The organism is Pseudonocardia sp. UM4_GMWB1, from assembly GCF_017312155.1.
GTDB lineage: Bacteria > Actinomycetota > Actinomycetes > Mycobacteriales > Pseudonocardiaceae > Pseudonocardia > Pseudonocardia alni.
On record NZ_QJPN01000002.1, the window covers coordinates 167,239 to 192,828 of the forward strand.

Consider the following 25,590-nt stretch of genomic DNA (forward strand, 5'->3'; position numbering starts at 1 on the left):
CGTCGGTTCGATCGGACTGGCGGGGCGCTCATCGGGCCCCGGTGTCCACCGGGCGCCCGGAGCTGATCCAGCCGGCGGTCCCGCCGGCCACCGACACCGGCTGCGCGCCGGCAGCGGCCAGCGCCTGCGCCGCCTGGGCGCTGCGACCCCCGGACTGACAGATCACGTACAACTCCTGCCCGGCATAGCGGCCCGGATCGGTGATCACCCGCTCCAGCGGCATGTTCACCGCCCCAGGTACGTGGCCCGACACGAACTCCTCATGGGAGCGCACATCCACCACGGCCATGTCCTCACGACGTCCCGCCGCGAACTGCTCCACGTCCATCTCGCGCATCGACACGATGCAACACCTCCTGGTCACGGATACCCGGTGGGGTATCCAGGAAACACACTTCTGCCTTGGCTGCTACCCACGGCTACGCCACGGGAGGTCGGGGCTCGCGGATCAGGCCAGCGACAGGAACAGCTTCTCCAGCTCGTCCTCGGTCATCGGCGGCTGCTCACCCCGGTCCCGGGCCGCCTGGCAGTGCCGCATCCCACTCGCGACGATCTTGAAACCCGCCCGGTCCAGAGCACGGGAGACCGCGGCCAGCTGGGTCAGCACCTCCGCGCAGTCCCCACCCCCCTCGATCGCCCGGATCACGCCGGCCAGTTGGCCCTGCGCGCGTCGCAACCGGACCAGAGCGTCGCCCACCAGGGCGGGAGTCATCTCCATGTCGCCACCTCCACTCTCACGAACATACCCCCGGGTGTATCTGTTCCGGGTCGCACCTCGTGCGTGCGCGGTTGGGGGTGTGTGTCGGGAAATGATCGTTCGCGAGACACTCGCGGAGCAGGTCGGTTCCTGCAGGTCGCGTTTGTAACGGAACCCGTGTCCGCGCCTGCGTAACGCATTCGTGGGTTCGCGATACGGTGCGGGTGTGCGCATCGGCTACGCCCGGGTCTCGACCCGTGACCAGCATCCCGAAGCTCAGCACGACGCGCTGCGCGCGGCTGGCTGCGAGCAGGTGTTCGTCGACCGGGCCTCGGGCAAGCTCGCGCGCCGTCCGGAGCTCGATCAGGCGCTGCTCGTCGTACGGGCCGGTGACCAGCTGGTGGTGACCAAGCTGGACCGGTTGGGCCGTTCGCTGGAGCACCTGATCGAGCTGGCCCGCACGCTGCAGCAGCGTGGTGTCGATCTGGTGGTGCTCGATCAGGGTGTGGATACCTCCACCGCGGTCGGGCGGATGTTTTTCCAGGTGCTCGGCGCGATCGCCGAGTTCGAGGCCAGCCTGCTCTCCGAACGGACCAAGGACGGCCTGGAGGCCGCGCGTGCTCGCGGGCGTACCGGTGGGCAGAAACCGAAGCTCGGGGCGCGCCAGGCGCACCTGGCACGGCTGATGTACGAGGAAACCGGTGCGGACGGGCGGCGCCGCTACACCGTGGCCCAGATCGCTGCCGAGTTCGGGGTCAGCCGGCCCACGATCTACCGCTACCTGGGCAAACCGTCCGATACGCCCGTGCAGCAGAGTGGTCGGGTGTAGCGGTGCGGCGGCAGAGTTCGGCGTATCCGGGGCGCGTGGAGATGCGTTGTTCGGGGTGCGGGCAGGCGCCGGGGAACCCGATCGAGCGCGCGGAGGTGTCGATGACCTGGCTGCTGCTGGACACCACGGAGTCGATGGAGGCGGAGTCGATGGGGCTGGTCGAGCGGCGGTTCTGCCGCGGCTGCGTGCCGCCCGGCCCGGTCGCTGACCTCGCGTGTGTGCGGTGCGGGGACGGACCCCTGCTGGGCGGAGAGTTGGCGGCCGCCGCGGACGGCGCCGATCGGATATCGCCGATGGTGCAGGCCTGGATGAGTAGCGCCGGGTGGCGGCTGTCGGGGCCGGTGTGCCCGGACTGTGTCGGTGAGCTGGCGCGATGACTCGGGTGGACCCGCATGCCAAGGCGCTGCTGGTGGCGCGGCTGCGGGAACGCCGGCGAGCAGGTGAGCCGATCGGTGACGAGGTCCGTCGCGTCGCTGGGGAGCTCGAGGTGGGCGCGCGGACGGTGTGGCGCTGGGTCGCGGAGTTCACCGACACCGACCAGGAGAGCAGGTCGGATCGCTACGAACTGACCGACGCGGATGTGGACGCGTTCACGCGGTGGCAGGGCAATGTCGCGGCGGTGCACCGCGAGCTGCACGCCGGTCGTCCGGGCGGGTTGTCGGTGCGCCGGCTGCAGCGCGCGTTCGCCGCGCAGCTGACTCCGGGCCAGCGGGCCGGGCTGGTGGACGGTGCGGAGGGGCGACGCCGCTACGAGGTGTATCTGCGGTGGGCGCCGCCGGCGCGCAACGCGATGTGGGAGGGCGACCACGTCGAGCTGCCGGTGCTGGTGCTCGCGCCGCGGGCCCAGCGGCCGGTCAAGCCGTGGGCGACGGTGTTCATCGACGGCTTCTCGCGGCTGGTGATGGGGTGGGCGATCTCGCTGCGGCCCAACTCGGGGACCGTGCTGGCCGCGCTGCGCGGCGGGATCGTGATCGACCCGGCGCGCGGCCCGTTCGGCGGTGTCCCGGCGGTGCTGCGTACCGATCACGGGTTGGAGTTCACCGCGGCCGCGCTGCGCCGCTCGTGCGCGGCTCTCGGGGTGGAGCTGGTGCCGGCCCCGGCCTACACCCCGCACTTGAAGGGCAAGGTGGAGAGGTGGAACCGGACGCTGGTGCAGGAGTTCCTGTCCGGGTTGCCGTTCTACACCGGCGGGCCGCGCGCGGCCGACGGCACGCTGCTCGGCCCGGACTCCGACCCGATGACGCTCGGGTTGTTTGTGGACCGGCTCGCCGCCTGGGTCGCCGACTACAACATCAGCCGGGTGCACTCCGCGCTGGGTGGCACCCCGCTGCAGCGCTGGGCCCAGGACGCGACCCCCCTGCGGGAGATCCCGGCCGAGGCGCTGCGTTGGATGCTGCTGGCCGATCGGGAACGCACGGTCAACCGTGACGGTGTGCATCACGACGGGGTCCGGTTCCTGGCCCCGGAGCTCAACGGCCTGGTCGGCGAACGGGTCCAGATCCGCTACATGCCCCACGACCTGCGCAGCATCGAGGTGTTCCGCGGTGATGTGTGGTTGGCGACCGCGTTCGCGCAGGACACGCTGACCGACGAGCAACGCGCGGCGGTGCTCGAGCGACGCCGCGCGGACGCCGCCGAGCTCGGGCGCCGCCAGCGCCGGGCGAGCCGTCGGGCCCGCGCCCAGCTGGCCCCGATCACCGAGCCAGGCCCGGTCACCGACACCACTGTCATCACTGCTGCGTCCGCGCGTGCCGACCGCCGCGAGCCGACGCGCGGCCGGGCCGGTGCGGGGCGTCGCGACGATGAGGCGCTGCGCCGGATGGCGCGTACCAGCCTGCTCGACCTGAAAACCGACTTCGCGTTCTGGAACCCCGACATCGCCACCCCTGCCACTGCTGCCACCTCGACCGACCTCGATGACCTGGCCGCCCCCGCCCCCGCCGCGGCCGTCGAGCCCGTCGACCCGGCCGATCCGACAGAGAGCGAGAGCCGCTGATGGGTCACCACTTCCTGGACATCGCCGGGGCGCGCACGCTGCCCACCCCGGGTCTGGTCGCGACCGATCAGGCCGTGGAGCACGTCGTGGCGGCGTCTGCGATGGGCGTGGTGCACGGCCCGGCGGGGCTGGGCAAGAGCTACGCGGTCGAGCGGGCCCTGGCCCGCCACGCCGGGGTGGCGGTGTCGTGGGTGGAGTTCCCGTCCCGGCCGACGATGCGCCTGGTCGCGGCCACTCTGTTCGAGCAGCTCACCCGCGACCCGGCCGGGCGGCGCAGCCGGTTCGTGCTCACCGACGAGCTGCTCGAGTCCCTCGGGCGCGGCCCGCGGGCGGTGGTGGTCGATGAGGCGCAGCGGTTGACCAAGGACTGCATCGAGTTCCTGCGCTACCTCCACGACGACCGGCGGACCCGGTTCGCGCTGCTGCTGGTCGGCGGCGATGACGCCTGGTCGGTGCTCTCCCGCGAGCCGATGCTGCGTTCGAGGGTCTACCGTCGCGTGGCGCTGGACCCGCTGACCGCGCCGCAGGTGTGCGAGCTGATGGGCTCGTTCCACCCGATCTACGACGGCGCGGACCGCGAGCTGCTGGCGCTGATCGACGACCACGTCGGACACGGGAACCTGCGGCACTGGGCCGCGTTCACCCACACCGCCGCCGACCTGTGCGCCCGGGCTGCGCGCGACCGGATCGACGAGGAGATCGTGCACAACGCCTTCGCCGTTCACGGCGGCGTCGTCGACGTCGGTGGTGGCGGGGTCACCACCAGCGCGCCAGCGTGAGCTTCGCCGCGGCAGCCGTGGCAGCGCCGGCCGTCGTCGCGGCCGTGCCCGGCGGTGCGACCGAGCCCGTCGCCGCCGACCGCCCTCGGGTGTCCTGGGCACTCGACCCGCGCGACGACACCGCCTGCATGCGCGGGCTGCAAGATCTCCACGACCTGGCGGCCGGGCAGGTGGTGTGTCATCCGCGGCCCGGCGCGACCTGGCCGGCGCTGGTCGAGGACCTGCTCCGAGCGCTGGGCAAGCACCCGCAGGCGCTGACACGGGAACGCTGCACCCGCCACGGCCCACACCTGCTGCGGGTGTGGCTGCGCGCCGAACAGATCCGCCACCTGGTCGTGCTGCGCGCACACCGACTCTGTCCGACCGTTCTGGCCCGGCTGGTCGAACTCGCCGCGGACGCGGACGTCACGCTGTGGCCGGTCTGGCACCACCGCGACACTGCGCCGCTGCCCCACCCGCGCACCGGGTGGGCAGCTGTGGTGGACGCGCTGCTCGCCGATACGGCCGCCGCTCCGTGCCCACCGACCGGGCACGCGGTGTACGTCGCGGCGTTCGCCGCGGCCAGGCAGGAAGCCCGCACCTGGCGCCCCGACGGACACCGGCTCGGGTGGAGACTCCCGCCCACGTCGCACGCCTGGCCGGGCTGCGACGTCGGCGCGCTGCTGCAACGCCTGACCATCGACGCCGCCACCCCAGCGGAGCTCCGGATCCGGCTACGCGCTGCCCAGGACGGCTTCGCCAGCGAACACCGGCAGCTGACCCTGCCCGAGCTGAACCCGGCCACCCTCGCCGTCCTCGGGCCGCGGTTCGACCCGGCCACGATCACCCAGCTGCGCCAGCTCGTCTGTCCGGTCACCGCAGCCGCGGTAGTGCTTGCACTGGCCACCGACGCAGCATCACGATTCCTCGCCCACCACCGCCACAGCGCGGACACCGAGCAGATCACCCTGCTCGCCGGGCAGTACCGCATCCCGTCCGCAGCCCGGCCACTGCTGCGGGCCGCAATCGAGACCCACGACAACCCGGGGCCCGGACAGCTGCTGTTCGGCCAACCCGGCGACCTCCACCTCAGCGTTCAACGTCTCGCACACCGCGTCGCCCGCGGCTGCACCCTTACCGGGACCAGGCCGCCCCCGGCGGCCCGGCCGCTCTACGGCTACCACCCCGCCGCGCCGTTCGCCGCAGCCGTCGCCCAGACGGCCAGCGTCACCAACCTCTGACGCCCGGACGATGATCCACTTCCGTGCCATTTAGCTGTCGCCGCGTGCCACTTATCTGTCGTCTGCCAGTGCCACTTCAGCGTCGTTCAACACCTGCTCATGATCCCATGTCCTTCCGTCACCTGCTTCAAGGCCTCACACCTATGCATCAAATGATCTTGCCGGATGCGGTGCTGGTCGCGTAGCGTTCTCGCCATGGGCGTCGTGCGGGTCACTGCGATGGCGCCCGGGTCTGTCGAGTACCTGCTCCACGGGTGCGATTCGCGCCCCGAACAGAGCTACGAGCACGGTTCAGAACAGGGTGTCGAGAACGCCGGGGATGGCTTTCAGCGGATCCCCGGGGCGGCCGAGTATCTGACCTCTGCGGCCGAGCGCGGCGAGCCCGACGGCGTCTGGTTCGGTGCCGGTTTCGAGGCTCTCGGACTGCCGTTCGCGGCCGGCGACACGGCTGCAGCGGATGACGTTCGGGCGGTGTTCGGGCAGCTGCGTTATCCAGAGCACGTGCTCGCGGGGTCGACCGAGAAGACGCCGGTCTACCTCGGTTCGAAGCCGCGGAAGTTCCGCACGGCAGCCCAGATCGTGGCCGACGCACTCAAGGAAGAACCGACCGCGTCGGCGGAGCGGCGATTCGAGATCGAGACGGCGGCGACCCGCAACACCCGGACTCCGACGGCCTACTACGACGTGACGTTCTCGCCGGTGAAGTCGGTGTCGATGTACTACACGGCGTTGCTCGCCGCGGGCGACAACGACGGCGCGGAGACGGTCCGCTGGGCGCACGACGAGGCGGTGCGGATCGCGTTGTCGTCGGTGCAGTCCGACGTGGCGTATGTCCGCTCGGGCCGCCACGAGGGCCGGGGCCCGTCGGGGCGGACAGTGGGTCAGTGGGAGGCGGCCACGGGCCTGGCCGCCGTGGTCTATGGCCACCACACCAACCGTGACGGTGAGCCCCAGCTGCACTCGCACGCCGGGGTGCTCAACCGTGCCGCGACCGCCGATGGGCGGGTGCTCGCGCTGGATGGGCAGGCGTTCCGGCCGGTGAAGGAGGCGCTGTCGGCGGCCTACACGCGGGCATACCAGCAGCTGCTGACCGAGCGAATGGGGGTGCTGTTCCAGCTGCGGCCTGACGGGCTGGCGCGGGAGATCGCCGGGTTCGACCCGGAGCTGTTGGCACAGGCGAGCACCCGCACCTTGGAGCGTGTCCGCCCGGCGGTCGCGGAGCTGGTGGAGGCGTACACAGCCCGGCACGGGCGGGCCCCGGGGCCGCGGGCGCGGCGGGCGTTGGTGGAACAGGCGGTCAAGGGCACCCGCGAACCGAAGCGGGGTCTGGCCGGCCCGGCCGCGGTACTGGCGTGGACGACCGGACAGTCGGGGCGGGTGGGCAGGCTCGCGGCCGCACTGGACGCGGTCGACGAGGTGGTGATGACCGCGGCGGCCAACGGCACCCATCCGGTGTTCGCACATGGTGACCAGGCACAGGCCATCGACGGACGCGAGGCTGCGCTTGAGGTCCTGGCGGTCATCGGCGCCGGCCGAGCGGTGTCCGGCCACAACACGCCTGTCGGGGAGGGCGCGGCCACGCTCGCGGGGGCAGTGGCCATCGCTATCGAGGCCGGAGTGGCCGATGTCCAGAGCCGGTATGCGACGTGGACGGTCGGAAACCTGACCGCGGCCATCGACGACCACCTCGGCGACCACGCGGCCGCGCTCGGGGTGGCGGCGGCCGCCCGTCCGGCGTTCATGGCCACCCTCACCGAGGCGGTGCTGGCCGCACCCGGTCAGTTCGGGATCGTGCAGGTCTCCGCGTCCGATCCGGTGCCGGTCCCGGACGAGCTGCGCCGCCTCGGCGCCAGTGGTGACGGCCGATCGATGTTCCGCGCCCACATCGACGAGCGCTACGCGACCACCGCGGCGGTCACCGCCGAAGAGCGGCTGCTGGGCTACAGCCGCACCGACAGCCTCATCCCGCTTCCGGCCGCGCGGCTCGCCGAACTCGGGGGAGCACTCGGTGCTGGGAAGCTGTCCCCAGACCAGGCTGCGGTGATTTCCGGGGTGCTGGGGTCCGCGCGGACAGTGGACGTCCTGGTCGGGCCGGCGGGCACCGGGAAGTCGCACACCGTCGGGGCCCTGGCGACCGTGTGGGCGGGTGAGCAAGGTGGCCGAGTGCTGGGCTTGGCGACCGCGGAGATGGCCGCGCGCAACCTGGCCGAGCTCGGCCTAGAGGGGATGAACACCGCACAGTGGCGGCAGCGGTTCCTACCCGACCCGACCACCGGCGAGGTTTGTGATCGGCTCCGCGCCGGGGACCTGGTGATCGTCGACGAGGCCGGCATGAGTACCACCGCCGAGCTGACCGAGATCAGTGACGCTGCCGCGGCGGCCGGGGCCAAGGTGCTGCTGGTCGGCGATCACCACCAGCTCCAGCCGGTCGGCGCAGGCGGCATGTTCGCTCACCTCGCCGCCCAGGCCGGCGTGCTCGAGCTGGACACAGTGCACCGGTTCCGCCACGCCTGGGAGGCCGAGGCGTCGCTGCAGCTTCGGGTGGGCGACGTCGCAGCCGTCGCGGCATACGCCGACCGGGGGCGGTTGCGCACGGGCACGGTGAAGGAGATGAGCGAGCACGCCGTGCGCGGGCACATGGCCGACATGATCGAGGGCAAGGACGCCCTGCTCATCGTCGGCACCAACCGAACTGCGGCGGAGATGTCGAAACAGGTCCACGAGACCCTCGTTGATCTCGGGCGCGTATCGCCCGATGTCCTGGCGATAGTGAACCGCGGGGGTGTCGAGAACAAGATTGGGGTCGGGGACCTGATCCAAGCGACCCGCAACGACCGGCGACTGCGCGTGGACCCCGCGCCTGGTGGGACCGTTGGCGAGGTCCTGAACAAGGAGCGTTACACCGTCATCGGCCTGAGCCCCGCCGGCGCGATCCTGGCCCGAGACCAGCGCGGCGCGGTCGCACATCTGACCCCCGAGTACGTCAAGAAGCACGTCATCCTCGGCTACGCCGTCACCGCCTACGCGGCCCAAGGCGTGACCGTCGATGTCGGGCGGGGCCTGCTCGACCGCGACGCGACCCGCGAGTCGGTGTATGTGCCGATCAGCCGCGGGAGGGAGACCAACCTGCTCTACATGGTCACCGAGCAGGCCCCGGACGGTCACGACCAGCGGCGCATCGAGGACACACCCGCCCAGCGGCTCACCGACATCCTCGCGCGCACAGAGGTCGCGGAAGCGGCGCTGACCGTGCGCGAGGTCGCCGAGCACGACACTGCCTCGTTCGAGACTCTAGGTGCCCTGATCAACCAGGTCAGCATGCGTGCCTCCGGCGGCCGCAACGCCGAAATCCTCACGGAACTGCTCACCGACGAGCAGATGGAACGCCTGCAGGGCGAGGACGCCTACGGACGCATGCTGGCCACCGTCTACGCCGCCGAACTCGACGGACACGACCCGCGCGCACTGCTCATCGAGGCCGTCGCGCGTCGCGGGTTCGACGACGCCGAGTCCATCGCGAAGGTTCTGCACTGGCGCGTCGGAGAGCTCACTGCCGACCGCGCACCGGAGAACGGAACTGCCGAGCCGGAGCACGACTGGACCGCGGTCGCCGACACCCTGGCTCCCGGCCCCGTCCGCGACTACCTCCACCAGCTCGGGGAACTGGCCACCGACCGGCAGCGCGAACTCGGCACCCAGATCGCTCTCGACCCGCCGCAGTGGGCGCTCGACCGGCTCCCTGCTGTCCCCGGCCAGGACGACACCGACGCCCGCCGCGCATGGGAGCACCGCGCCGGAGTGGTCGCGGCGTACCGGGAGTACCGCGGCATCCCCGAGCACCAGTCCTCCCTTGGGCAGGCGCCCCCGACCCAGCAGCCTTTCGCCTACGCGCTGTGGCGCGAAGCCACCGAAGCTCTCGACCCGGACCCGACCGCGCTGGCCTGGCAGCACAAGACCGACAGCGAGCTCTACCAGGCCCGCGAAGCCTGGGCGCTCGCGTTGTATCACGCCGATGAGTACGGGCCCCGCGCCGTCGGTGAGGACTTGGCCGCGACCCAGCGGCTGGCCACCGAGATCAACGACGACGCCGTGCTCACCGCAGCCGAAGCAGACGCCACAGCCGACGGACCCGGCCGAGACGATCTGCTCGCGGCCGCCGACCGCTATCGCGCCCTCGCACAGGCCTACAACGCCCAAGCGACCGACCTGGCCGAGGAGTACGAGGCCCGGCAGCAGTGGTGGGACGACGTCGCTCCGCTGCGCGAGGCCGACCAGGCCGCGGCCGGGGAACTGGAACGACGCCAGCTTCCCGCCTGGCGCGACACCCCGACACCGGCGGCTGGGGAACAACTCATCCTGTCCACCGATGTCCCAGAGCCCGCCGCGGCCGCAGAGCCCGAGAGCAGCCCAGCTGCCGCGCAGTCGAGTGTCGAGCATGAGGGTCCGGGCGCGAACTCGGAGTCGGCGCCGGCCCCGGACCTCGGGCACTCCGACGACTCTCCTACGGTCGAACCGGACGTGCAGGAGCCGCGCGCGAGCGCGACACCCGAGGCAACCCAGGAGGAACCCTCCGCCGACAACGGCGCCCGCCACATCGGCGAGCGCGACCCGGGCGCGGCACGCGACGCAGTGGATGATCTACGCCGCGTGACCCGCGAGTCGCAGCTCCGAGAGCTGCACCAGCAGGCCCGTGTCCAGAACGACCAGCACCACCAGGACCGCGACCCCGACACCGGCTATGCCGAACGGGCCCACCGCGACCAGCTCGCCATCGAGAACGAACGCCACCAGCACCACAGTGGCCAGGCCGAACAGAGCCACGAACAAGGCCATGAGTACGGCGCGGACTACGACCCCTACGACACCGATTACGGCTACGACGACTAACCCAACCGGCCCTCCCGGCGGCCCGACGAAAAGCCAGGAGCCTCCGCACAAGAGCGCGGAGGCTCCCCGCGGGGGTGTCCCGCCCCACCCCAGCAGCCTGCCCGGTCGATACTTCCCGGACGCGGTGGAACAGCGGCGGCAGTTGCCGCGCAGACGGGCTCTGAACCGCCCCGGGTTCAGTGGAGGCTGGGTTCTGCCCGTTCAGCATGCTGCTGTGGGGCGTGATCGCGGTAGTAGGTGGCTTCGGCTTCGGTCGGTGTGATCATCCCGAGTTCGCCGTGCAGGCGCCGATGGTTGAACCAGTCGATGTACTCGAGGGTGGCGATCTCAAGGTCGTCCAACCCTCGCCACGGGCCCTGCGGACGAATCAACTCGGTCTTGAACAGGCCGTTGAAACTCTCCGCCAGAGCATTGTCATAGGAGTCCCCGCGACTACCGACCGACCCGACCGCGCCTGCCTCGGCGAGGCGTTCGGTGTAGCGGATCGCCAGATACTGCCTGGGTTCAACCGGTCGTTGCAACACCGGGTTGTTGGAGTGAGCGTAGCTGCTCTTCGAACACTTCGGCGGGGGTCTTCCAGTCGAGGCTCTTGCGGGGCCTGTTGTTGAGCGCGAGGGCGACGGCTTCGAGATCTTCGGCGGACCAGCGCGAGAGATCTGTGCCCTTCGGGAAGTACTGCCGCAGAAGCCCGTTGGTGTTCTCGTTCGTCGGCCGCTGCCAGGGTGAGTGGGGGTCGGCGAAGAACACCTTCGTGCCTGTCTCGAGCGCGAACTGGGCGTGTCCGGAGAGCTCCTTGCCGCGATCCCAGGTGAGCGTCTGGCGGAGCTGTTCGGGCAGCGTCGTCATCGACATGGTCAGGGCGGCGTTCATCGCCGCGGCGCCGTATCCGCCCAGCGCGGGACCGTTCTTGACCGGCGGGGTCTCACCCCAGCCGTTCAGCCGCGGCAAGTGCACCAGCAGGGTCGAGCGGCTCTTGCGTTCTACGATCGTGCCGATGGCGGAGCGACCGGTGCCGATGATCAAGTCGCCTTCCCAATGCCCGGGAACAGCACGGTCCGCCGCCTCTGCGGGGCGCTTCGAGAACACGACATCGGCGGTGACGTGTCCTTGCGGGCGATTCTGCGCGCGAGCCCGCGGCTGCCGCAGCGCACGTCCTGTTCGCAGGCAGGCGACGAGTTCGCGTTTGAGCGCGCCACGGCCCTGGATGAACAGCGACTGGTAGATCGCCTCGTGGCTGATGCGCATGGACTCATCATCCGGGAAATCGACCTTCAAACGGTGCGAGATCTGCTCCGGACTCCACGCGGTCGCCCACCGCCGATCCTGCCGATGCGGCTTGTTCAGCCCCTTCCATGCTGGCGGCTCCGGCCCAACGACGATGCTGCCGTCCGGCCGGCGCACGCCCCCAGCGAGCCGCTCCTGCACGTACTCCCGCAGCTCGTCGTTGCTCGCGAGCTTCGCGGTCTTCGGTCGTTTCGCTGCCTGCTGGGCCTTCCACTGCGCCACCAGCGCTCGGTACTCCGCCTTCCCTCCCCGGGTGGCCGCGTTGCGACGCAGCTCGCGAGAGACGGTCCCCGGGTCACGCCCGATCGCCCGGCCGATCTCGCGCACTCCCGTGTTCTTGGCGTGCAGGATCGCGATCTCCTCACGCTCCTCGAAGGACAAGTAGCGGCCGCTGGGCTCGGCCAGTGAGATCGGAGGCATACCGCCAGCGTGGCGAAACCACCGTGCGCCGACCGGCACAGACACGCCCACCTTCAGCGCCGCCTCGGCTGAGGTGATGCCCGTCGCGATCAACCGCCAGAACTGCCGCTGCACCGCACGCGAGGGCTCGGGCCGCCCAGGCGAACGCATCGGGGGCCGCAACGCCCGATCCGCCCGCCACTGACGTCTAGCCCCTTCGGGCACCTCGCTCGTCTTCGCGATCCAGTCCTTCGTCGCCACTGCCGAACACCTCCATGATCGAGGTGTTGCGACGACCAGTTGAATCCGCCCTGCACCCCGCGATCGGAGTGGTGCACCAGCCCCGAGATGTCGGCCTGTTGCAGCTCACGACGCCACAACGCCATCTCCAAAGCGTCGAGGGCCAGGTCGGTGCGCAGATGCCGGGCCAGTTGCCAGCCGACCACCATCCGGGAATACACATCGACGACGAACGCGGCATAGACCCAGCCCGAGAACGTGCGCAGGTAGGTCAGATCCGCCACCCACAACCGGTTGGGCCCCGGCGCCCGGAACCGGCGTTCCACCAGATCCGCCGGCCGCTGCGCGCCGTGCTCGACAACCGTGGTGCGCACCGTGCGACCCCGGACCGCACCGCGGATCCCGAGCTCACGCATCAGGCGCTCGACGGTGCAGCGCGCCACCCGGGTGCCTTCCCGGTTGAGCGCGGCCCAGATCTTGTCCGCCCCATAGACCCGGTAGTTCTCGGCGAACACCCGCCCGATCTCAACCTTGAGGAACTCGTCGCGGCGCGCCCGCGCCGAGGGAGGGCGAGTCCTGGCCGCGTAGTAACTACTCGGGGCGATCGGCACGCCGGACCCGGCCAGCACTGTGCAGATCGGCTCGACCCCGAACCGGCCGCGATGGGCGTCGATGTAGTCGATCACTTGCTGCCGCTGGGGCGGTCGAGCTCCGCGATGCTCCTATGTCAAGCCGCAACCACAAGATCGTCATGCTCCGATTCGGCAGGCCTTGCCGTCACAGCGTTGTGCGCTGGCTCGTCGGCGCGCAGGGCTGCGAAGACGGCATCGGAGAGCCGTCTGCGGAGCAGCCGCAGCGCCTCGGTGCGGGTCTTGCCCGCTGCGGTGAGTTTCTCGACGTAGACGGCGCCGGGTCCGATGCCGCGTGTCTGGGTCACGGCGATCATGTGGAGGGCGCAGTTCATGGTGCGGTTGCCGCCGCGGTTGAGCCGGACCTTCCCGGCGGTGTTGCCTGACCAGACCGGGATCGGGGCGGTACCGGTGAAGCGGGCGTAGGCGTCCTTGGAGCGGAACCTGCTGGCCCTGGCGGTTTCAGCGAACAGGGTCGCGGCGGACAGCACCCCGCATCCGGGCAGCGCGAGCAGCGTCGGGGCCAGGCGCCGCATCAGCGTGCGCAGTTCGCCTTCGAGTCCGTTGATCTGCACAGTCAGTTCGCGGCAGCGCGCGAGCTGCTCACGGCAGACGCGCACGAGCACTCCGCTGTGTCCGGCCAGGGTCTCGGCGAGGGCGTCCATGACGCAGAATCGGCGCAGCCCACGGCTGGGCACGGCCAGGGTCGGGTCGAGTTCATGCAGGTACCAGCGCAGCCGGCTCTGGATGCGGGTGCGTTCGGCGACAAGGTCTCGGCGGTGATCGACCAGGAGCCGGACCTCGCGGGCCGGCCCGTCGAGCTCAGCGACCGGGAGGTCGTCGTGCCGCAGCGCGGCGAGCGCGACGGCCTCGGCGTCGATGGGGTCAGACTTGCCCGGCTCCCGACCACCACGGCGTGCTCCGGCCATCAGCCGGGTCGGTACGCGTATCACTCGGGCGCCCGCGCCGAGCAGATCCCGCTCCAGACGGCGGGTCAGATGCCTGCAGTCCTCGAGCGCGAAGGCGACCTCACCCCACTTGGCCGACCAGGCCAGCAGCTTCAAGTGCCCGTCCGAGGTCGCGGCCACGGTGAGCTCGCCGAGGCGGCGGCCGACCTCATTGAGGGCGACGACGGTATGGGTGCGCTTGTGTGAGTCGGTTCCGATCATGACCACGAGACTCCGGACTCCTGACGTTCGAGCGTTCGGTCCTCCGCATCGCCCGAGAACGGGCACGCCTCAGTTGGGCCGAGCGCACGCTCCTATCAGGCCACGCGCTCGGGCGATCCGGACGCCTGGCGGGGCCGCACATCGCCGAGAAACCACCCCGTGGTCAACCACTACCGCGGCGGGCGCCGAAGAAAGGAGCGAACCCCGCCAGGCATGATCATCGTGGCACTGAGGCGACGACGGTATGGGTGCGCTTGTGTGAGTCGGTTCCGATCATGACCACGAGACTCCGGACTCCTGACGTTCGAGCGTTCGGTCCTCCGCATCGCCCGAGAACGGGCACGCCTCAGTTGGGCCGAGCGCACGCTCCTATCAGGCCACGCGCTCGGGCGATCCGGACGCCTGGCGGGGCCGCACATCGCCGAGAAACCACCCCGTGGTCAACCACTACCGCGGCGGGCGCCGAAGAAAGGAGCGAACCCCGCCAGGCATGATCATCGTGGCACTGACGCGAAGAAAGCCGACGCCGTGCGCAGGATCGCGTTCGCCCGCCGCAGCTCAGCGTTCTCCTTCTCCAGAGCCCGGATCCGGTCCCGTTCCGAGGTCGACGTCCCCACCCGCACACCCTGATCGATCTGAACCTGTTTGACCCAGCCCCGCAACGTGTCCCGATTGATCCCCAACTGCTCCCCGACCCGGGTGCACGCCGCGGTCACGTTCACCTGCTCCTCTCCCTCGACCAGGTCCAGGACCAACCGGACCGACCGCTCCCGAATCTCATCGGGGTACTTCTTCGGCGCTGGCATGACTCCAACCCTTCCGTGGGTTCAGAGCCTCCATCAAGACCGGGGCGGTTCACTCCGGTCAGCGCGACCGCGGTGAAACCGCCGCATCACCGAGCAACTCGGCGTACCGCTCCATCAGCGTCGGCGGCGACGGCTCGGGCTCGGACTCCCGCCGCTCCAGCTCCGCGCGCAGAAACCCCTCCTGCTCTGCAGCAACACGCAGGCTCTCCTCGTCGGCTACAACACGCACACCCTGGACCTCCCACGGCCCGAGACACACCCCACGGACAGCCGAAGGATCGACGTGCTCGTGCCACGGCGGATCCACGATCTCCTCGACCGTGGCCGTCGGGCCTGGATCACCCCAGGTAACACCGAACTCGCGCTCCGCGAGCTCTCGCACGTCGGCGTTGTGGAAGCTGTGGGCAAGGCCGAAGACACCCCGCTCGATCTGCGGGACGTAGACAGGGAAACGCTCCCCCGTGGCCAGCACGCAAGCTGTCGACCCGATGTAGACGTGACAGTGCCACCGCGTCGCGTCGATCCCCGGCACCGCAGCCTCCACCACGGCCGCCAACTCCAGACGCGCCGGGCGACCGACATCCGGTCTCGCGGGATCAGCCGCGTAGCCACACGCCTCCTGCACACGGCGCAGAACCTGGTCCTGCACCAGCTGGGTGTAGGCCGTCCCCCACGCCGCGACGTCCTCGTCCAAGCCGGCTCTGGCCATGCCGTCGAGCATCGCCGAGAGCGAGAGAGGAATGCGGAACTGCACCTCATGTGAGTCAGCTGGCGGCGACGCATGGGCGTCACCGACATCGAGGAGCGGTGCCGGTGCGACATGGGTATCGCCAAAACGACCACGAATCATCCTGGCCTCCTACCCCGCCCCTGGTCCCGATGTCGCTGCAAGTGCAGGTGGGGCCCTCCCTTAGCCTAAGGGAAGTTCTTCGGTCAGAGTTCTGCACCAGCCAGTTGGTTGGGCTTTTAGCCGGAAAGGCTCGATAGTCACTAAAGTGACAGGCTATCGCAAATAGCCTGGTCCAGGTGGTGGGTCGAGCGGTTGCGCCAAGATCCAGCGAGGCTTGCAGCTGAGCGGGGTGTGCAGCTGGCGCCGCCAGCGGGCGGGGGAAGTGCAGAGCATGAGACCTACGGTCAGCGCGCTAAGACCGTGTTTGAGAAGGGTCGGCGTGTCTGCGCCGCGCGGGCCGCGCTCTGGTCCATCGTGGACGGGTGGCTCGGCGTCAGCGGCGGTATCCCTCGGACACCAGCGATGAGCAGTGGGCGTTGATCGAACCGCTGTTGCCCGAGGCCGGGGCGGGTGGGCGTCCGGAGAAGCACCCGCGCCGGGACGTGGTCGACGCGATCCTCTACGTCGTGCGGGCGGGGTGCGCTTGGCGGGCTCTACCAGCGGACTTCCCGCCCTGGCAGACCGTCTACTGGTATTTCAACCGGTGGGAACAGCAGAAGGTCACCGAGAAGATCCTCCCGGTCGTGCGCCGTCAGCTACGTGCCGACGAGGGGCGGGACCCGGAACCGAGCGCGGGGATCATCGACTCGCAGTCGGTGAAGGGTGCCGACACCGTCGGGCAGGACTCGCGCGGCTTCGACGCAGGGAAGAAGATCAACGGCCGGAAGCGGTTCATCGTGACCGACACCCTGGGCCTGCTGTTGACCACGGTGGTGTGCTCGGCGTCGGTGCAGGACCGCGACGGGGCGAAGTCGATCCTGCTCGACCTGTACCTGCGCACCAGGGTGCGGTTCGTCTACGCCGACGCCGGGTTCGCCGGACGCCTGCTGGAGTGGGCGAACACGATCCTGCGCACCAGCGTCGAGGTCGTGCGCAAACCGCCTGAGCAGCGCGGGTTCGCCGTCCTCCCGCGCCGCTGGGTGGTCGAGCGGACACTGGCCTGGCTGACCGCACACCGCCGTCTGGCCCGCGACTACGAACGCCACCCCGCCGTCTCCGAGGCCATGATCCGCTGGGCCGCGATCAACACCATCACCCGCCGCATCGCCCGCGGCAAGCCGGCCGCCCGCCAACAGAAATACGTCTTCACACCCGCGACTTGATCTTCTCAAACACGCTCTAAGAGCACGGCGGGGAGTCGTTGCAACAGTGGTAGGGCTGGCAGTAAATAGTCATCAGGGATGGAGGTCCTTTCACCTGACCGATGCCGGACCTCGGTCAGGTCTGCACCGCTGTCGAAGCGGGAGGGTCGGGCTGCAGCATCTAGCTCGCCCTCGAAGCCGTCGCCGCTCCAGGAATCTCGGCTCGGGGCGAAGTCGCGACCGTGCAGGATGGGGTAAACGCCGTTTACAGGCCTCGGGCTGCGAAGCCGACACTGACTCGATCAGCTGTCGGCGCTGGTCTGGGGGCGGTCGTCCTTGTCCCTGCGCCCACCATTGCAGAGACGGGATCTTAGTTCCGATCGACATGGCTTGATCAGTTCGGTCTCGATCAGCTTGATCGTGGACTCAGCCACGGCGTTGTCGTAGGCGTCGCCGACCGACCCGACCGAGGGTGCCGCTCCAGCCGCGGCGCGGCGTTCGGTGTAGGCGATGGACCGGTGTTGAGACCCGGCGTCGGAGTGGGCGATGATCCCAGGCAGGTCGTCGTGGCTGTCCTGTGCGCGGATCCATACCGCTTGCTCGAGTGCGTCGAGCACAAGCTCGGTGCGCGTCGAGGTGCCTGCGCGCCAGCCTAGGATCCGTCGCGAGTACGCGTCGATGACGAACGCGACGTAGACCATCCCGGACCAGGGTGGGGACGTAGGTGAAGTCAGCGATCGGCAACCGGTCGGGCGCTGCCGGTCGCACGGGCGCCCGACTAAGAGGTCATTGCAGAAGTCCGGGAGCGGGTACCGGGCGCTCCCAGGGGCGGTGGGAGCATCGCGGGCATGGCGAGGCCTCGGGTGACGACGAAGACGAAGATCTTCCGGATCGAGATCGTGCTGGTCGATGTCGAACCGACCGTGCGGCGGGTGGTCGAGGTCCCGGGTGAGGCCAGTCTCGCGGTCCTGCACGAGGTCGTGCAGGACGCGATGGGCTGGACCAACTCCCACCTGCACGAGTTCGAGATCGACGCTGTGCGCTATGGGATGCCTGATCCGGACTGGGACTCCGGCACGCTCGACGAGGCCAAGACGAAGCTGTTCCGGGTGCTGGCCGCCGGGCAGGACGCGGGCTATGTCTACGACTTCGGCGACAACTGGCACCACGTCCTGACCGTCGACGCAGTCACCACTCCAGAGCCTGGGGTGCGCTACCCGCGCTGTGTCGAGGGGCAGGGTGCATGTCCACCCGAGGACGTGGGCGGGGTGTTCGGCTACCCGGAGTTCGTCGACGCGCTCGCCGATCCCGATCATGCTGAGCACGCCGAGCGGGTCGAGTGGTGGGGCTCGGACCAGTTCGATCCGCACCATTTCGACCTCGCCGGCACCGACCGAGCGCTGGAGCGGTTGGCCTGGTCGCCGCTGGCCGGGTCGAGCGCGACGGCGCGGTCCTGATCCACCGCGAGGGGTCGTTCAGGGCAGACGGCGCAAGCAGATCAACGCGCACGCCAGCTTCAGCAAGGCCTCGATGCTGGTGCGGGAGCGTTCGTAGCGCAGCCCGAGCCGCCGGAACGACAGCAGCCAGGCCATCGTGCGCTCCACGACCCACCGGACCCGGCCGAGCCGGGCCGAGTCTTCGACTCCGCGGCGAGCGATCCGCACCCCGATCCCGCGCCCGGAGAGGTAGCGCCGACACCGTGGGTAGTCGTAGCCCTTGTCGGCGTGCAGCTTGCCGGGACGCCGCCGCGGGCGTCCGGCCTGGCCGCACCGTTCGCGGACGCCGGGATTGGTGTCGAGCAGCTCGGCCAGCATCCGGCTGTCGTGGGTGTTCGCGCCGGACACGACCGCGTGCAGCGGCAGGCCGTTGCGGTCGCAGAGCACGTGGTACTTCGACCCGGCCTTCCCACGGTCGGTCGGCGAGGGCCCTGTCTGTTCGCCGCGGCGCTTGGCGCGCACGCTGACCGAGTCCACCGCAGCTCGCGACCAGTCCAGAACCCCAGCCTGGCCGAGCCGATCAAGGACCACTCGGTGCAGCTCACCCCAGACCCCCGCCCGCTGCCAGTCGCGTAGCCGTCGCCAGCAGGTGGTCCCTGATCCACAGCCCAACTCGGGCGGCAGGTCGTTCCAGCCGATCCCCGTGGCCAGCACGAACACGATCCCCGCCAGCGCGGCCCGGTCCGGTACCGGTGGCCGGCCCGTCCGCGCGCCTCGCCGACGTGGCCGAGGCCGGGGAAGCAGCGGCTCAACCAGCTCCCACAGCTCGTCGGTGACCAGTCGTTCGACCGTCGATGCCCTTGCCATCGACCCCGAGCATCACCCGACCAGATCCATCTACATAGGACCGACACACCCCGACTTCTGCAACGACCTCTAAGTCCGCCGCCCGGGGCCCGGGCACTGGCGATCGTGGTCCGGATCCGGCGGTCGCGGCGCACCCCGACTAGCCCGGCTTCGCGCACCAGCCGCTCGACCGTGCAGCGAGCGATCTCGGCTCCCTCGCGGTATAGCTGAGCCCACACCCTCCGCTCCCGATAGACGCCCTAGTTCTCGGCGTGCACCCGCCGGATCTGGGCGGTCAGCCCCCCGGTCGCGCTGCTGTTGGCGAGTCGGCGCTGCGGCCCGGGCGGCGTAGTAAGTCGGCGGGAGGATCGCCGCACCCACCTCGGCGAGCTGGGCACAGGTCGACCCACCGCCGGCCCGCGGTGGTGTGGGCGACGTGCTGGTCGATGAACCTCACCAGCGCCTCTGTGCCCGGTAGATCCCGGCCGCGAAGAAAGGCCGACGCCGTCCCCAGGATCTCGTTGGCCCGTCTAAGTTCGGTGTTCTCCCGCCGCAGGCGCTTGAGCTCCTCGGACTCCTCGGTCGTGGGTTCCGGCCGGTCATCGGTGTCGAGCTCGGCTTGGACCTATTTGCGGACCGTCCCACCGAGCCGACCCCCAAGTACTCCGCGACCGCGCGCATCGCCGGCCATTGCGAGTCGTAGTCACCCGCGATCTCGGCGACCATGCGCACCGCCCGCCCGCTCCCGCAACTTCGGTGGGTAGTGCCCCTGGGAACGACGACGTGTCCTGGCTCCATCTCCTCAGAAGATCAAGTCTCCGGCCATGCCGGGGCGGTTCACTGGTGGGGCTTGACAGGGCCGTGGTCGCCCTATCGCGGACCTGCACAACGTTGGTGCGAGCTGTCGGCACCAACCGATCGCGTGTGTGCCGACACCCGCGGCGGTGGATTATCAGAGGATCGAATGGGCAGCGAAAGGCCTGGGTGTAAACGTCGTTTACACCCAGACCATGTGCAGGTGCCGCTGCACTTCGGAGCCAGAGGATCTGGCTCGTCCTACGCCGTCACTCCGCAGGACTGGCGTCAGGCGCGGTGGTGGACTCGAGGAGCAGACGGACGAGCTCGGCCCGTTCGGTCTCGGTGAACACTTCCCGGATCGACGCAGCGGCGCGAGCCGGGCTCGACACCGCGATGCTGCGGCGCGTGCGCTTCGGCAACTCGGAGTTACCCAGGGCGCCTCCCGCCGGCCGCCGCCGATACGGGGGGCCGGCTGCGGCGATGGCTTCCTGCTCCGATATCGGCAGAGTGCCGAACTGGCGGGCCTGCTCGAGCTTGAGCGTCCCGGTCTCGAGTGCATCCCGCAGCGGAGGAATCAGGTCGAGCAGGGCCATCCGTTGGCTGACATACATCGGAGTGCGTCCGATCCGTGTCGACAAAGCCCGCCGGCTGATGTTCGCCTCTTCGAGGAGGCGCTTCATCGCCTCTGCCTCATGGAGTGGACCAAGGGCCTTGCGGTGGCTGTTCTCCACCAGCATGACCTCGTACATCGAGGCGACCCGGTCGTCGTTGACCAGAGCCGGGATCTGTTGCAGCCCAGCCACCCCAGCGGCGCGAAGCCGGCGATTGCCGATCAGCGCTACCCAACGGGCGCTGCCCACAGCGGCCTGCTGCTCGGGGTACCGATCGACGAAAGCAGCAGCCGAGCAGACGACGATGGGCTGCAAGACCCCGTGATTGCCAATCGTCGCGACGAGCTCGTAGAACTCGGCATCCTCTTCGTCCGCGGCAGCGCGTTGGTTGAGCGGGTTGGACACGATGTCCCCGACCGGGAGCATCGACGTGGCCGGACCGGGATCCGCTTCCACGACAGGTTGGGGGGCGGTCGGCGGCGGTGGCGCCGGGGCGGCTGATGCTTCGACTGGCGTGCGGGCCGAGTAGTCCTCGGGCACCTCTTCCCGTGCGAGCTCCGCCAGGTTGACGCGCTTACCCACGGCTCAGCCCTCACCAGGGGTGTAAACGTCGTTTACACCGCTCGCGTGTCGCGGCCCTTCACCACCAGTGCCGAGGACCTCCAGGGCGAGTTTGAAGAAGTCCTGACGCGCTTCGAGGGCCACGCGGTTCTTGGCGTACTGGACCACGGTGACGCCCTCGGCTGAGGCACGTGTGTGGAGTTTGTAGTGTCGGATGACCGTGTTGAACACGGGCCACTTCTTCGCGGCCACATAGTCGCGGGTCTGGTCGAGGTCGCCCGTCCCGTCGCGGGGATCCCAGTTGTTGAGCAGCACGCGCCACGGGACCCCCGCGGGCTCGATGACCCGCTGGATGGAGCGCGTCGCCGGCGAGAACGACATTGGTTCGGGCTCCAGCGGGACGATGACATCATCGGCCTGTGTCAGGACGGTCTGTAGAATCGACTCGTCTTCCAGGCTCCCCGGGGTGTCGACGAAGATGTGTGAGTACTGCTTGATCTCCCGCAACTTGCCGAGCAACTGCGGATTGTCGTGGCACTGCTCGAAGTCGAACGGCAGGTCGTCCCCGACCCGCTGGGCCCACTCCAGCATCGAGGCCTGTGGGTCAGTGGAAACACCCAGAACCGGCGACGACTCTGCGGTCCCGCCCAGGGTGTCCGCGACGACCGCGGCCAAGTTGACCGTGACGGTCGTCTTCCCGACGCCGCCCTTCTGATTTGCAACCACATGTACGCGAGCCATGGAGTAATCCCTCCGTCTGCTTCCCACCTGGCAGGTGGTACTTCGGATCCCCTCCATCGTGGCAGACCCTGCCCACGCCTTTGTGCAGGTGGGGCGTCCTCCGCGCGCCGCTGGAAACATCGAACATACATTCGACGAACATATGTACGATTGATCTCGTCAGGGTGATCGAGCCGCACTCCACCCTGTCAGCCCCCGATACCAGTCGAGCGCGCCTATGCGGGGTGAATCGACTGGTAGCCGCGAGCATCGATCGGAATGCTGGACCTGTCCCGCAGGATGGCTGTGTCGGTGGCGATATCCGAATAGTCGGATCGATCCGTGACGTCGACGGCGTCGGCGACGAACACCGGCATGCCGCGGTGGATCACCAGCACGCGACCCGGTGGAAGCTTGCGAATGTCGCCGGGACGAAGGACCGGGGTGGTCTCGCTACTGAGCGAGTGGCGCGTACTACTGAACAGACCATCGGTGTGACTCTGGCGCCGATACGTCTCGTGTGTGCCGCAGAGGTCGGACAGCGCGTGCAGCGTGCGATCGTCCTTGATTCCGCCCCACACACTCAGACTGACGGTGTTGTCCAGAACCTCCCGAGAGCCCACCGGGCCGAACAAACGTTCCAGCTGAGCAAGTGACTGCGCCGACCAGTGGATGATCACGCCTCGACCTGCGGCGTCGGAGATCACCTCAGCGAGGCGGGGGACAGGCGTGCCGTTGGCGAGCTCGTCAAACACCACCGTCACAGGCGGGTCGACACGACGGGCAGGGAAGTCCATAGCCATCTCCTGAGCCGTCCGCAGCCAGTGCTCCGCCAGAGCTGTCAAGACCGGGACTGCCTCGGCCGCCTGCTGCTGGTCAGCGATCAGGAAGAGCGACCCGCCCTGTGCGATGAAACGACGAACGTCCAGACCGTGCCCGTGGGCAGGGCTGATCAGCTCCCGGACCCGGGGATCGGTCCAAGCCCCGACGACGCGGCGCACCGACATCCACACCGCCGACGCGGTCCGGGGGTCGAGCGCCATCTCCGCAGCCAGGTTGGCGGCGAGTTCCGCGCGGCCTGCGTTGCGGAGAATCGTGACCGGTGCCGGATCCGCGGGGAGCCTCCGCCTCGGTGCCGCCGTAGGGGGCCGGCCCCCTGGCCTACCCGCCGCTGCCGGCGCGGCTGAGTCAGCCTCAGGAGGCTCGGTGGCCCAAGCACGGATGGTGTCCACCGACGAGCCGGAAACTGCAGCGGCAACGAGGTAGGCGGTGAGCACTACGACGGCGCGCTCCCGGAACACCCGATCGTTGCCAGCACCACCACCGCCGCCGGCCTCCACTCGCAGCGCTGAGGCTTCGACCAGGGTGTAAGCGCGTCGATTGGCTTCCTGTTGGTCTTCGCACCCACCGATGAGGGCCCAACGCAGTGGAGCGGGCCACCGCAGCCGGCCCGTGCTGTCGTGAACGATGACAGGACCAGCCACGGGGCGACGAGAGCGGGCCAGCGCGGCGAACTCCACCAAGTCCAGCTTGGTGGTCGAGCACAGCAGGGCCCCGGGAGCGTCGAGGACCTTGTGCACCAGGTCTTTTCGAGACTTCCCCGACTGGGTCGGGGCCAGAGTGCCCGTGAGGTTGACGAAAGATCCGTATAGCTGCTTGTTGCGGTACCGGTAGAAAGGGAAGCCCAGCTCGGTCGGCGGGACGCTCCGTACTTCGCCTGGGCTCAACGACGGCCGGGTCCGTTCCGCGCTCCGTCGGAGCGCCGTGGCGGACAGCTCCGCGTTGATCTCGTCGACGCTTGCGTGGCCGCCCGGTGCCGGGGCGAAGCGTCGACCACCCCACCGGACGGCGAAGGCGGTCACGGCGACCAGCACGACGGCCGCCACCGCGGCGCAAACAAGGAACAGCGTCCAATGCCGCATAAGACGCCCAGCAGTGCCATCGGCAGACAACGGAGCACCGAGAGAGCCCCGGACGATGTCTGCGACGTCGGAGAACCCAACCCACATCGGGAACGCCGCGCCGAGAAGGAGCCCAGTGACCACGGCCGCCAGCTCGACAATGACGGCGACAGCCAGCGCGAACCCCACAGCCGTCACGGGGAGGGCAACGTCCTGAACCCAGGGACGAGGAGCTCCGGACCGGGTCCTCACGACGCGTCCCGTTCAGAACGGCGGGCCGCGCCCTGATCGCGGCTCGTGGAACCCCATTCGGTGCCAGCCTTGGAGCCCTGCGATAGAGCGCCCTGCGGCATGCCCTTCTCCGCCGAGACACTCTGCCCGGCTTCGGCGCCCGCCTGCCAGGGGCCGGTGATGGCGAACAGGGTGCCGGGCTGCTGGATCCCGGCGAACAGCACCGTCCCGTCGGGGGAGAAGGTGGGGCCGGTGAACTCCGAGCCCATCTGGCTGCGGGCGATGGGGTAGGCGGTCCCGTCATCGGCGACGCCGGCGAGGTGGTTGTCGCCGTCGCCGTCGGTCGACACGATCAGCCCGCCGAACGGGGCGGCGACGATGTTGTCCGGTGCCTCGACGGTCTCTCCATCCGCTTCCACAGCGAACACCGTGGTCAGGGTCAGTGTCGAGGCGGTCGGATCGTAGTGCCAGATCTGGCCGCGGTGGGAGTCGGAGAAGCTGGAGACCAGGTAGGCGCCGGGGGCGCCGTCGTGGTCGGCCCACCAGGCGCCCTCCAGCTTCTTCGCCCGGGTGATCCCGTCGAGCGAGCGCACCGGACCCCGCGCTGCGTCGCGGTCGGTGACCGGCACCCACGTGACGGTGTAGGAGGTGCCGACGGTGTCGGCCTGGTCGAGGTCGGCGACGACCTTGCCGGACCGGTCGGCAGCCGCCATCGCGGCGAGCTCTCCGGCGCCCGCGTCGAGGGCCTTGAGCGCGCCGCTGCGGCCGCGGAACCCGGTGGGTGGGGTCCACCGGTAGACGGTGCCGTAGGGGTTCGAGGTGTCCTCGGTCAGGTAGATGGTGAGGGTGTCGGGGTCGACGCAGCAGGCCTCGTGGACGAACCGGCCGAGGGCTTTGATCGGCTGCGGGTCTCGGTTGGCCTGCAGGTCGACCGGGTCGACCTCGAAGACGTAGCCGTGACCGTCCTTGTCGGTCTCCTCGCAGGTCAGCCAGGTACCCCAGGGGGTGACGCCACCGGCGCAGTTGGTGGAGGTCCCGGCGAGTGCGACGGTCTCCCAGATGAGCTCGCCGTCGGGGGTGGTCTTGACGACGGTGCAGCCGCCGCCGGCGTCCTCGCGCCAGGTGTAGCCACGCAGGTGCGGGACGGCGCCGTCGTCGTCGGGGCCGCCGCGGACCTCGTGGTTGAGCACCACGAGCACGTTCCCGTCCGGTGCGGGGAACGCGGCGGCACCGTCGTGGATCCCGGGGGAGGCGTGGTCGGAGTAGAGGCGGGTCTTCCCGGCCTGGGTGACCACTCGGTAGGAGAACCCCTCGGGCAGGGCGAGCATGCCCTTCGGGTCGTCGACGAGCGGCCCGTACCCGGCTGCAGCACCCGGCTGTGCCGCGGTTGTGGCCCGGCTCAGCAGACCGTGGACCGGGCCGGACACGGCGACACCGAGACCGACCTGCCCTGAGCTCCGTAGGAACTTCCGTCGGTTGATCAGCACGGGTCCTCCCGGGGAGCGGCTGCTGGTGATGTC

General features: G+C 69.7%; 18 protein-coding genes, 5 pseudogenes and 1 other annotated feature. Of the genes and pseudogenes, 8 read left to right on the forward strand and 15 right to left on the reverse strand.

Going from position 1 to position 25,590, the window contains the following annotated elements; all coding sequences use genetic code 11:
• Nucleotides 1-28: 28 nt before the first annotated feature.
• Both DMP15_RS28560 and DMP15_RS28565 read right to left on the reverse strand, forming a co-directional pair.
• The gene (locus DMP15_RS28560; RefSeq protein WP_253067048.1) at nucleotides 29-337 is read right to left on the reverse strand and encodes a rhodanese-like domain-containing protein; all 309 of its coding nucleotides are present in this window, start codon (nucleotides 335-337) and stop codon (nucleotides 29-31) included.
• Nucleotides 338-448: 111 nt separating this feature from the next.
• Nucleotides 449-718: a metal-sensitive transcriptional regulator gene (locus DMP15_RS28565; RefSeq protein WP_098960089.1), complete on the reverse strand. Its 270-nt coding sequence runs from the start codon at nucleotides 716-718 to the stop codon at nucleotides 449-451.
• A gap of 205 nt (nucleotides 719-923) precedes the next feature.
• Between DMP15_RS28565 and DMP15_RS28570 the strand changes: the two genes are divergently transcribed.
• The 6 genes from DMP15_RS28570 to mobF all read left to right on the forward strand — a co-directional run bounded on the left by DMP15_RS28570 (nucleotide 924) and on the right by mobF (nucleotide 10,408).
• Complete coding sequence (locus DMP15_RS28570; protein ID WP_253067045.1) at nucleotides 924-1,526, forward strand: recombinase family protein; 603 nt, start codon at nucleotides 924-926, stop codon at nucleotides 1,524-1,526.
• Nucleotides 1,527-1,627: 101 nt separating this feature from the next.
• A complete protein-coding gene (locus tag DMP15_RS28575; RefSeq protein WP_337826778.1) occupies nucleotides 1,628-1,903 on the forward strand; it encodes a hypothetical protein in 276 nt (91 codons plus the stop codon).
• Nucleotides 1,900-3,522, forward strand: coding sequence for a Mu transposase C-terminal domain-containing protein (locus DMP15_RS28580; RefSeq protein WP_337826779.1), 1,623 nt, complete (start codon nucleotides 1,900-1,902; stop codon nucleotides 3,520-3,522). The genes DMP15_RS28575 and DMP15_RS28580 overlap by 4 nt, the downstream gene beginning before the upstream one ends.
• On the forward strand, nucleotides 3,522-4,301 hold the full coding sequence (locus tag DMP15_RS28585; RefSeq protein ID WP_253067042.1) for an ATP-binding protein: 780 nt from the start codon (nucleotides 3,522-3,524) through the stop codon (nucleotides 4,299-4,301). Before DMP15_RS28580 ends, DMP15_RS28585 begins: the two co-directional genes overlap by 1 nt.
• Nucleotides 4,298-5,521 carry a hypothetical protein gene (locus DMP15_RS28590; RefSeq protein WP_253067041.1) on the forward strand — a complete coding sequence of 408 codons (1,224 nt, stop codon included), beginning with the start codon at nucleotides 4,298-4,300 and terminating at the stop codon, nucleotides 5,519-5,521. The genes DMP15_RS28585 and DMP15_RS28590 overlap by 4 nt, the downstream gene beginning before the upstream one ends.
• A gap of 195 nt (nucleotides 5,522-5,716) precedes the next feature.
• A complete protein-coding gene (gene mobF, locus DMP15_RS28595; protein WP_337826780.1) occupies nucleotides 5,717-10,408 on the forward strand; it encodes a MobF family relaxase in 4,692 nt (1,563 codons plus the stop codon).
• Nucleotides 10,409-10,584: 176 nt separating this feature from the next.
• On the opposite strand, the pseudogene DMP15_RS28600 reads toward mobF, so the two are convergent.
• The 6 genes and pseudogenes from DMP15_RS28600 to DMP15_RS28625 all read right to left on the reverse strand — a co-directional run.
• Nucleotides 10,585-10,905, reverse strand: a pseudogene (locus tag DMP15_RS28600) (integrase core domain-containing protein); the annotation flags it as partial.
• 7 nt (nucleotides 10,906-10,912) lie between these two features.
• Entirely contained in the window at nucleotides 10,913-12,262 is a 1,350-nt protein-coding gene (locus DMP15_RS28605) for an IS30 family transposase (protein ID WP_443217716.1), read from the reverse strand.
• Complete coding sequence (locus DMP15_RS28610) at nucleotides 12,202-13,017, reverse strand: IS3 family transposase (protein WP_337826781.1); 816 nt, start codon at nucleotides 13,015-13,017, stop codon at nucleotides 12,202-12,204. Before DMP15_RS28610 ends, DMP15_RS28605 begins: the two co-directional genes overlap by 61 nt.
• Nucleotides 12,928-13,052: a sequence feature (AL1L pseudoknot), on the reverse strand. (Overlaps the previous gene by 90 nt.)
• A gap of 6 nt (nucleotides 13,053-13,058) precedes the next feature.
• The gene (locus tag DMP15_RS28615; RefSeq protein ID WP_337826782.1) at nucleotides 13,059-14,129 is read right to left on the reverse strand and encodes an IS110 family transposase; all 1,071 of its coding nucleotides are present in this window, start codon (nucleotides 14,127-14,129) and stop codon (nucleotides 13,059-13,061) included.
• 512 nt (nucleotides 14,130-14,641) lie between these two features.
• Nucleotides 14,642-14,935: pseudogene (locus DMP15_RS28620) on the reverse strand (transposase); the annotation flags it as partial.
• Between the two features lie 58 nt (nucleotides 14,936-14,993).
• On the reverse strand, nucleotides 14,994-15,785 hold the full coding sequence (locus DMP15_RS28625; protein ID WP_253067039.1) for a hypothetical protein: 792 nt from the start codon (nucleotides 15,783-15,785) through the stop codon (nucleotides 14,994-14,996).
• A 323-nt stretch (nucleotides 15,786-16,108) separates the two neighbouring features.
• Between DMP15_RS28625 and DMP15_RS28630 the strand changes: the two are divergent.
• Nucleotides 16,109-16,973, forward strand: a pseudogene (locus tag DMP15_RS28630) (IS5 family transposase); the annotation flags it as partial.
• 382 nt (nucleotides 16,974-17,355) lie between these two features.
• On the opposite strand, the pseudogene DMP15_RS28635 reads toward DMP15_RS28630, so the two are convergent.
• Nucleotides 17,356-17,722, reverse strand: a pseudogene (locus DMP15_RS28635) (DDE-type integrase/transposase/recombinase); the annotation flags it as partial.
• Between the two features lie 107 nt (nucleotides 17,723-17,829).
• On the opposite strand from DMP15_RS28635, the gene DMP15_RS28640 reads away from it, so the two are divergent.
• On the forward strand, nucleotides 17,830-18,423 hold the full coding sequence (locus tag DMP15_RS28640) for a plasmid pRiA4b ORF-3 family protein (RefSeq protein WP_337826784.1): 594 nt from the start codon (nucleotides 17,830-17,832) through the stop codon (nucleotides 18,421-18,423).
• Nucleotides 18,424-18,441: 18 nt separating this feature from the next.
• Here DMP15_RS28640 and DMP15_RS28645 read toward each other — a convergent pair whose 3' ends face one another.
• The 6 genes and pseudogenes from DMP15_RS28645 to DMP15_RS28670 form a co-directional block, all read right to left on the reverse strand.
• Nucleotides 18,442-19,269, reverse strand: coding sequence for an IS5 family transposase (locus DMP15_RS28645; RefSeq protein WP_337826785.1), 828 nt, complete (start codon nucleotides 19,267-19,269; stop codon nucleotides 18,442-18,444).
• 128 nt (nucleotides 19,270-19,397) lie between these two features.
• Nucleotides 19,398-19,487: pseudogene (locus tag DMP15_RS30460) on the reverse strand (IS3 family transposase); the annotation flags it as partial.
• A gap of 825 nt (nucleotides 19,488-20,312) precedes the next feature.
• Nucleotides 20,313-21,239, reverse strand: coding sequence for a ParB/RepB/Spo0J family partition protein (locus DMP15_RS28655; protein ID WP_253068801.1), 927 nt, complete (start codon nucleotides 21,237-21,239; stop codon nucleotides 20,313-20,315).
• Nucleotides 21,240-21,242: 3 nt separating this feature from the next.
• On the reverse strand, nucleotides 21,243-21,959 hold the full coding sequence (locus tag DMP15_RS28660) for a ParA family protein (protein ID WP_253068802.1): 717 nt from the start codon (nucleotides 21,957-21,959) through the stop codon (nucleotides 21,243-21,245).
• Nucleotides 21,960-22,174: 215 nt separating this feature from the next.
• The gene (locus tag DMP15_RS28665; RefSeq protein ID WP_337826786.1) at nucleotides 22,175-24,028 is read right to left on the reverse strand and encodes a type IV secretory system conjugative DNA transfer family protein; all 1,854 of its coding nucleotides are present in this window, start codon (nucleotides 24,026-24,028) and stop codon (nucleotides 22,175-22,177) included.
• Between the two features lie 59 nt (nucleotides 24,029-24,087).
• Nucleotides 24,088-25,497, reverse strand: coding sequence for an alkaline phosphatase PhoX (locus tag DMP15_RS28670; protein ID WP_337826787.1), 1,410 nt, complete (start codon nucleotides 25,495-25,497; stop codon nucleotides 24,088-24,090).
• Nucleotides 25,498-25,590 lie beyond the last annotated feature (93 nt).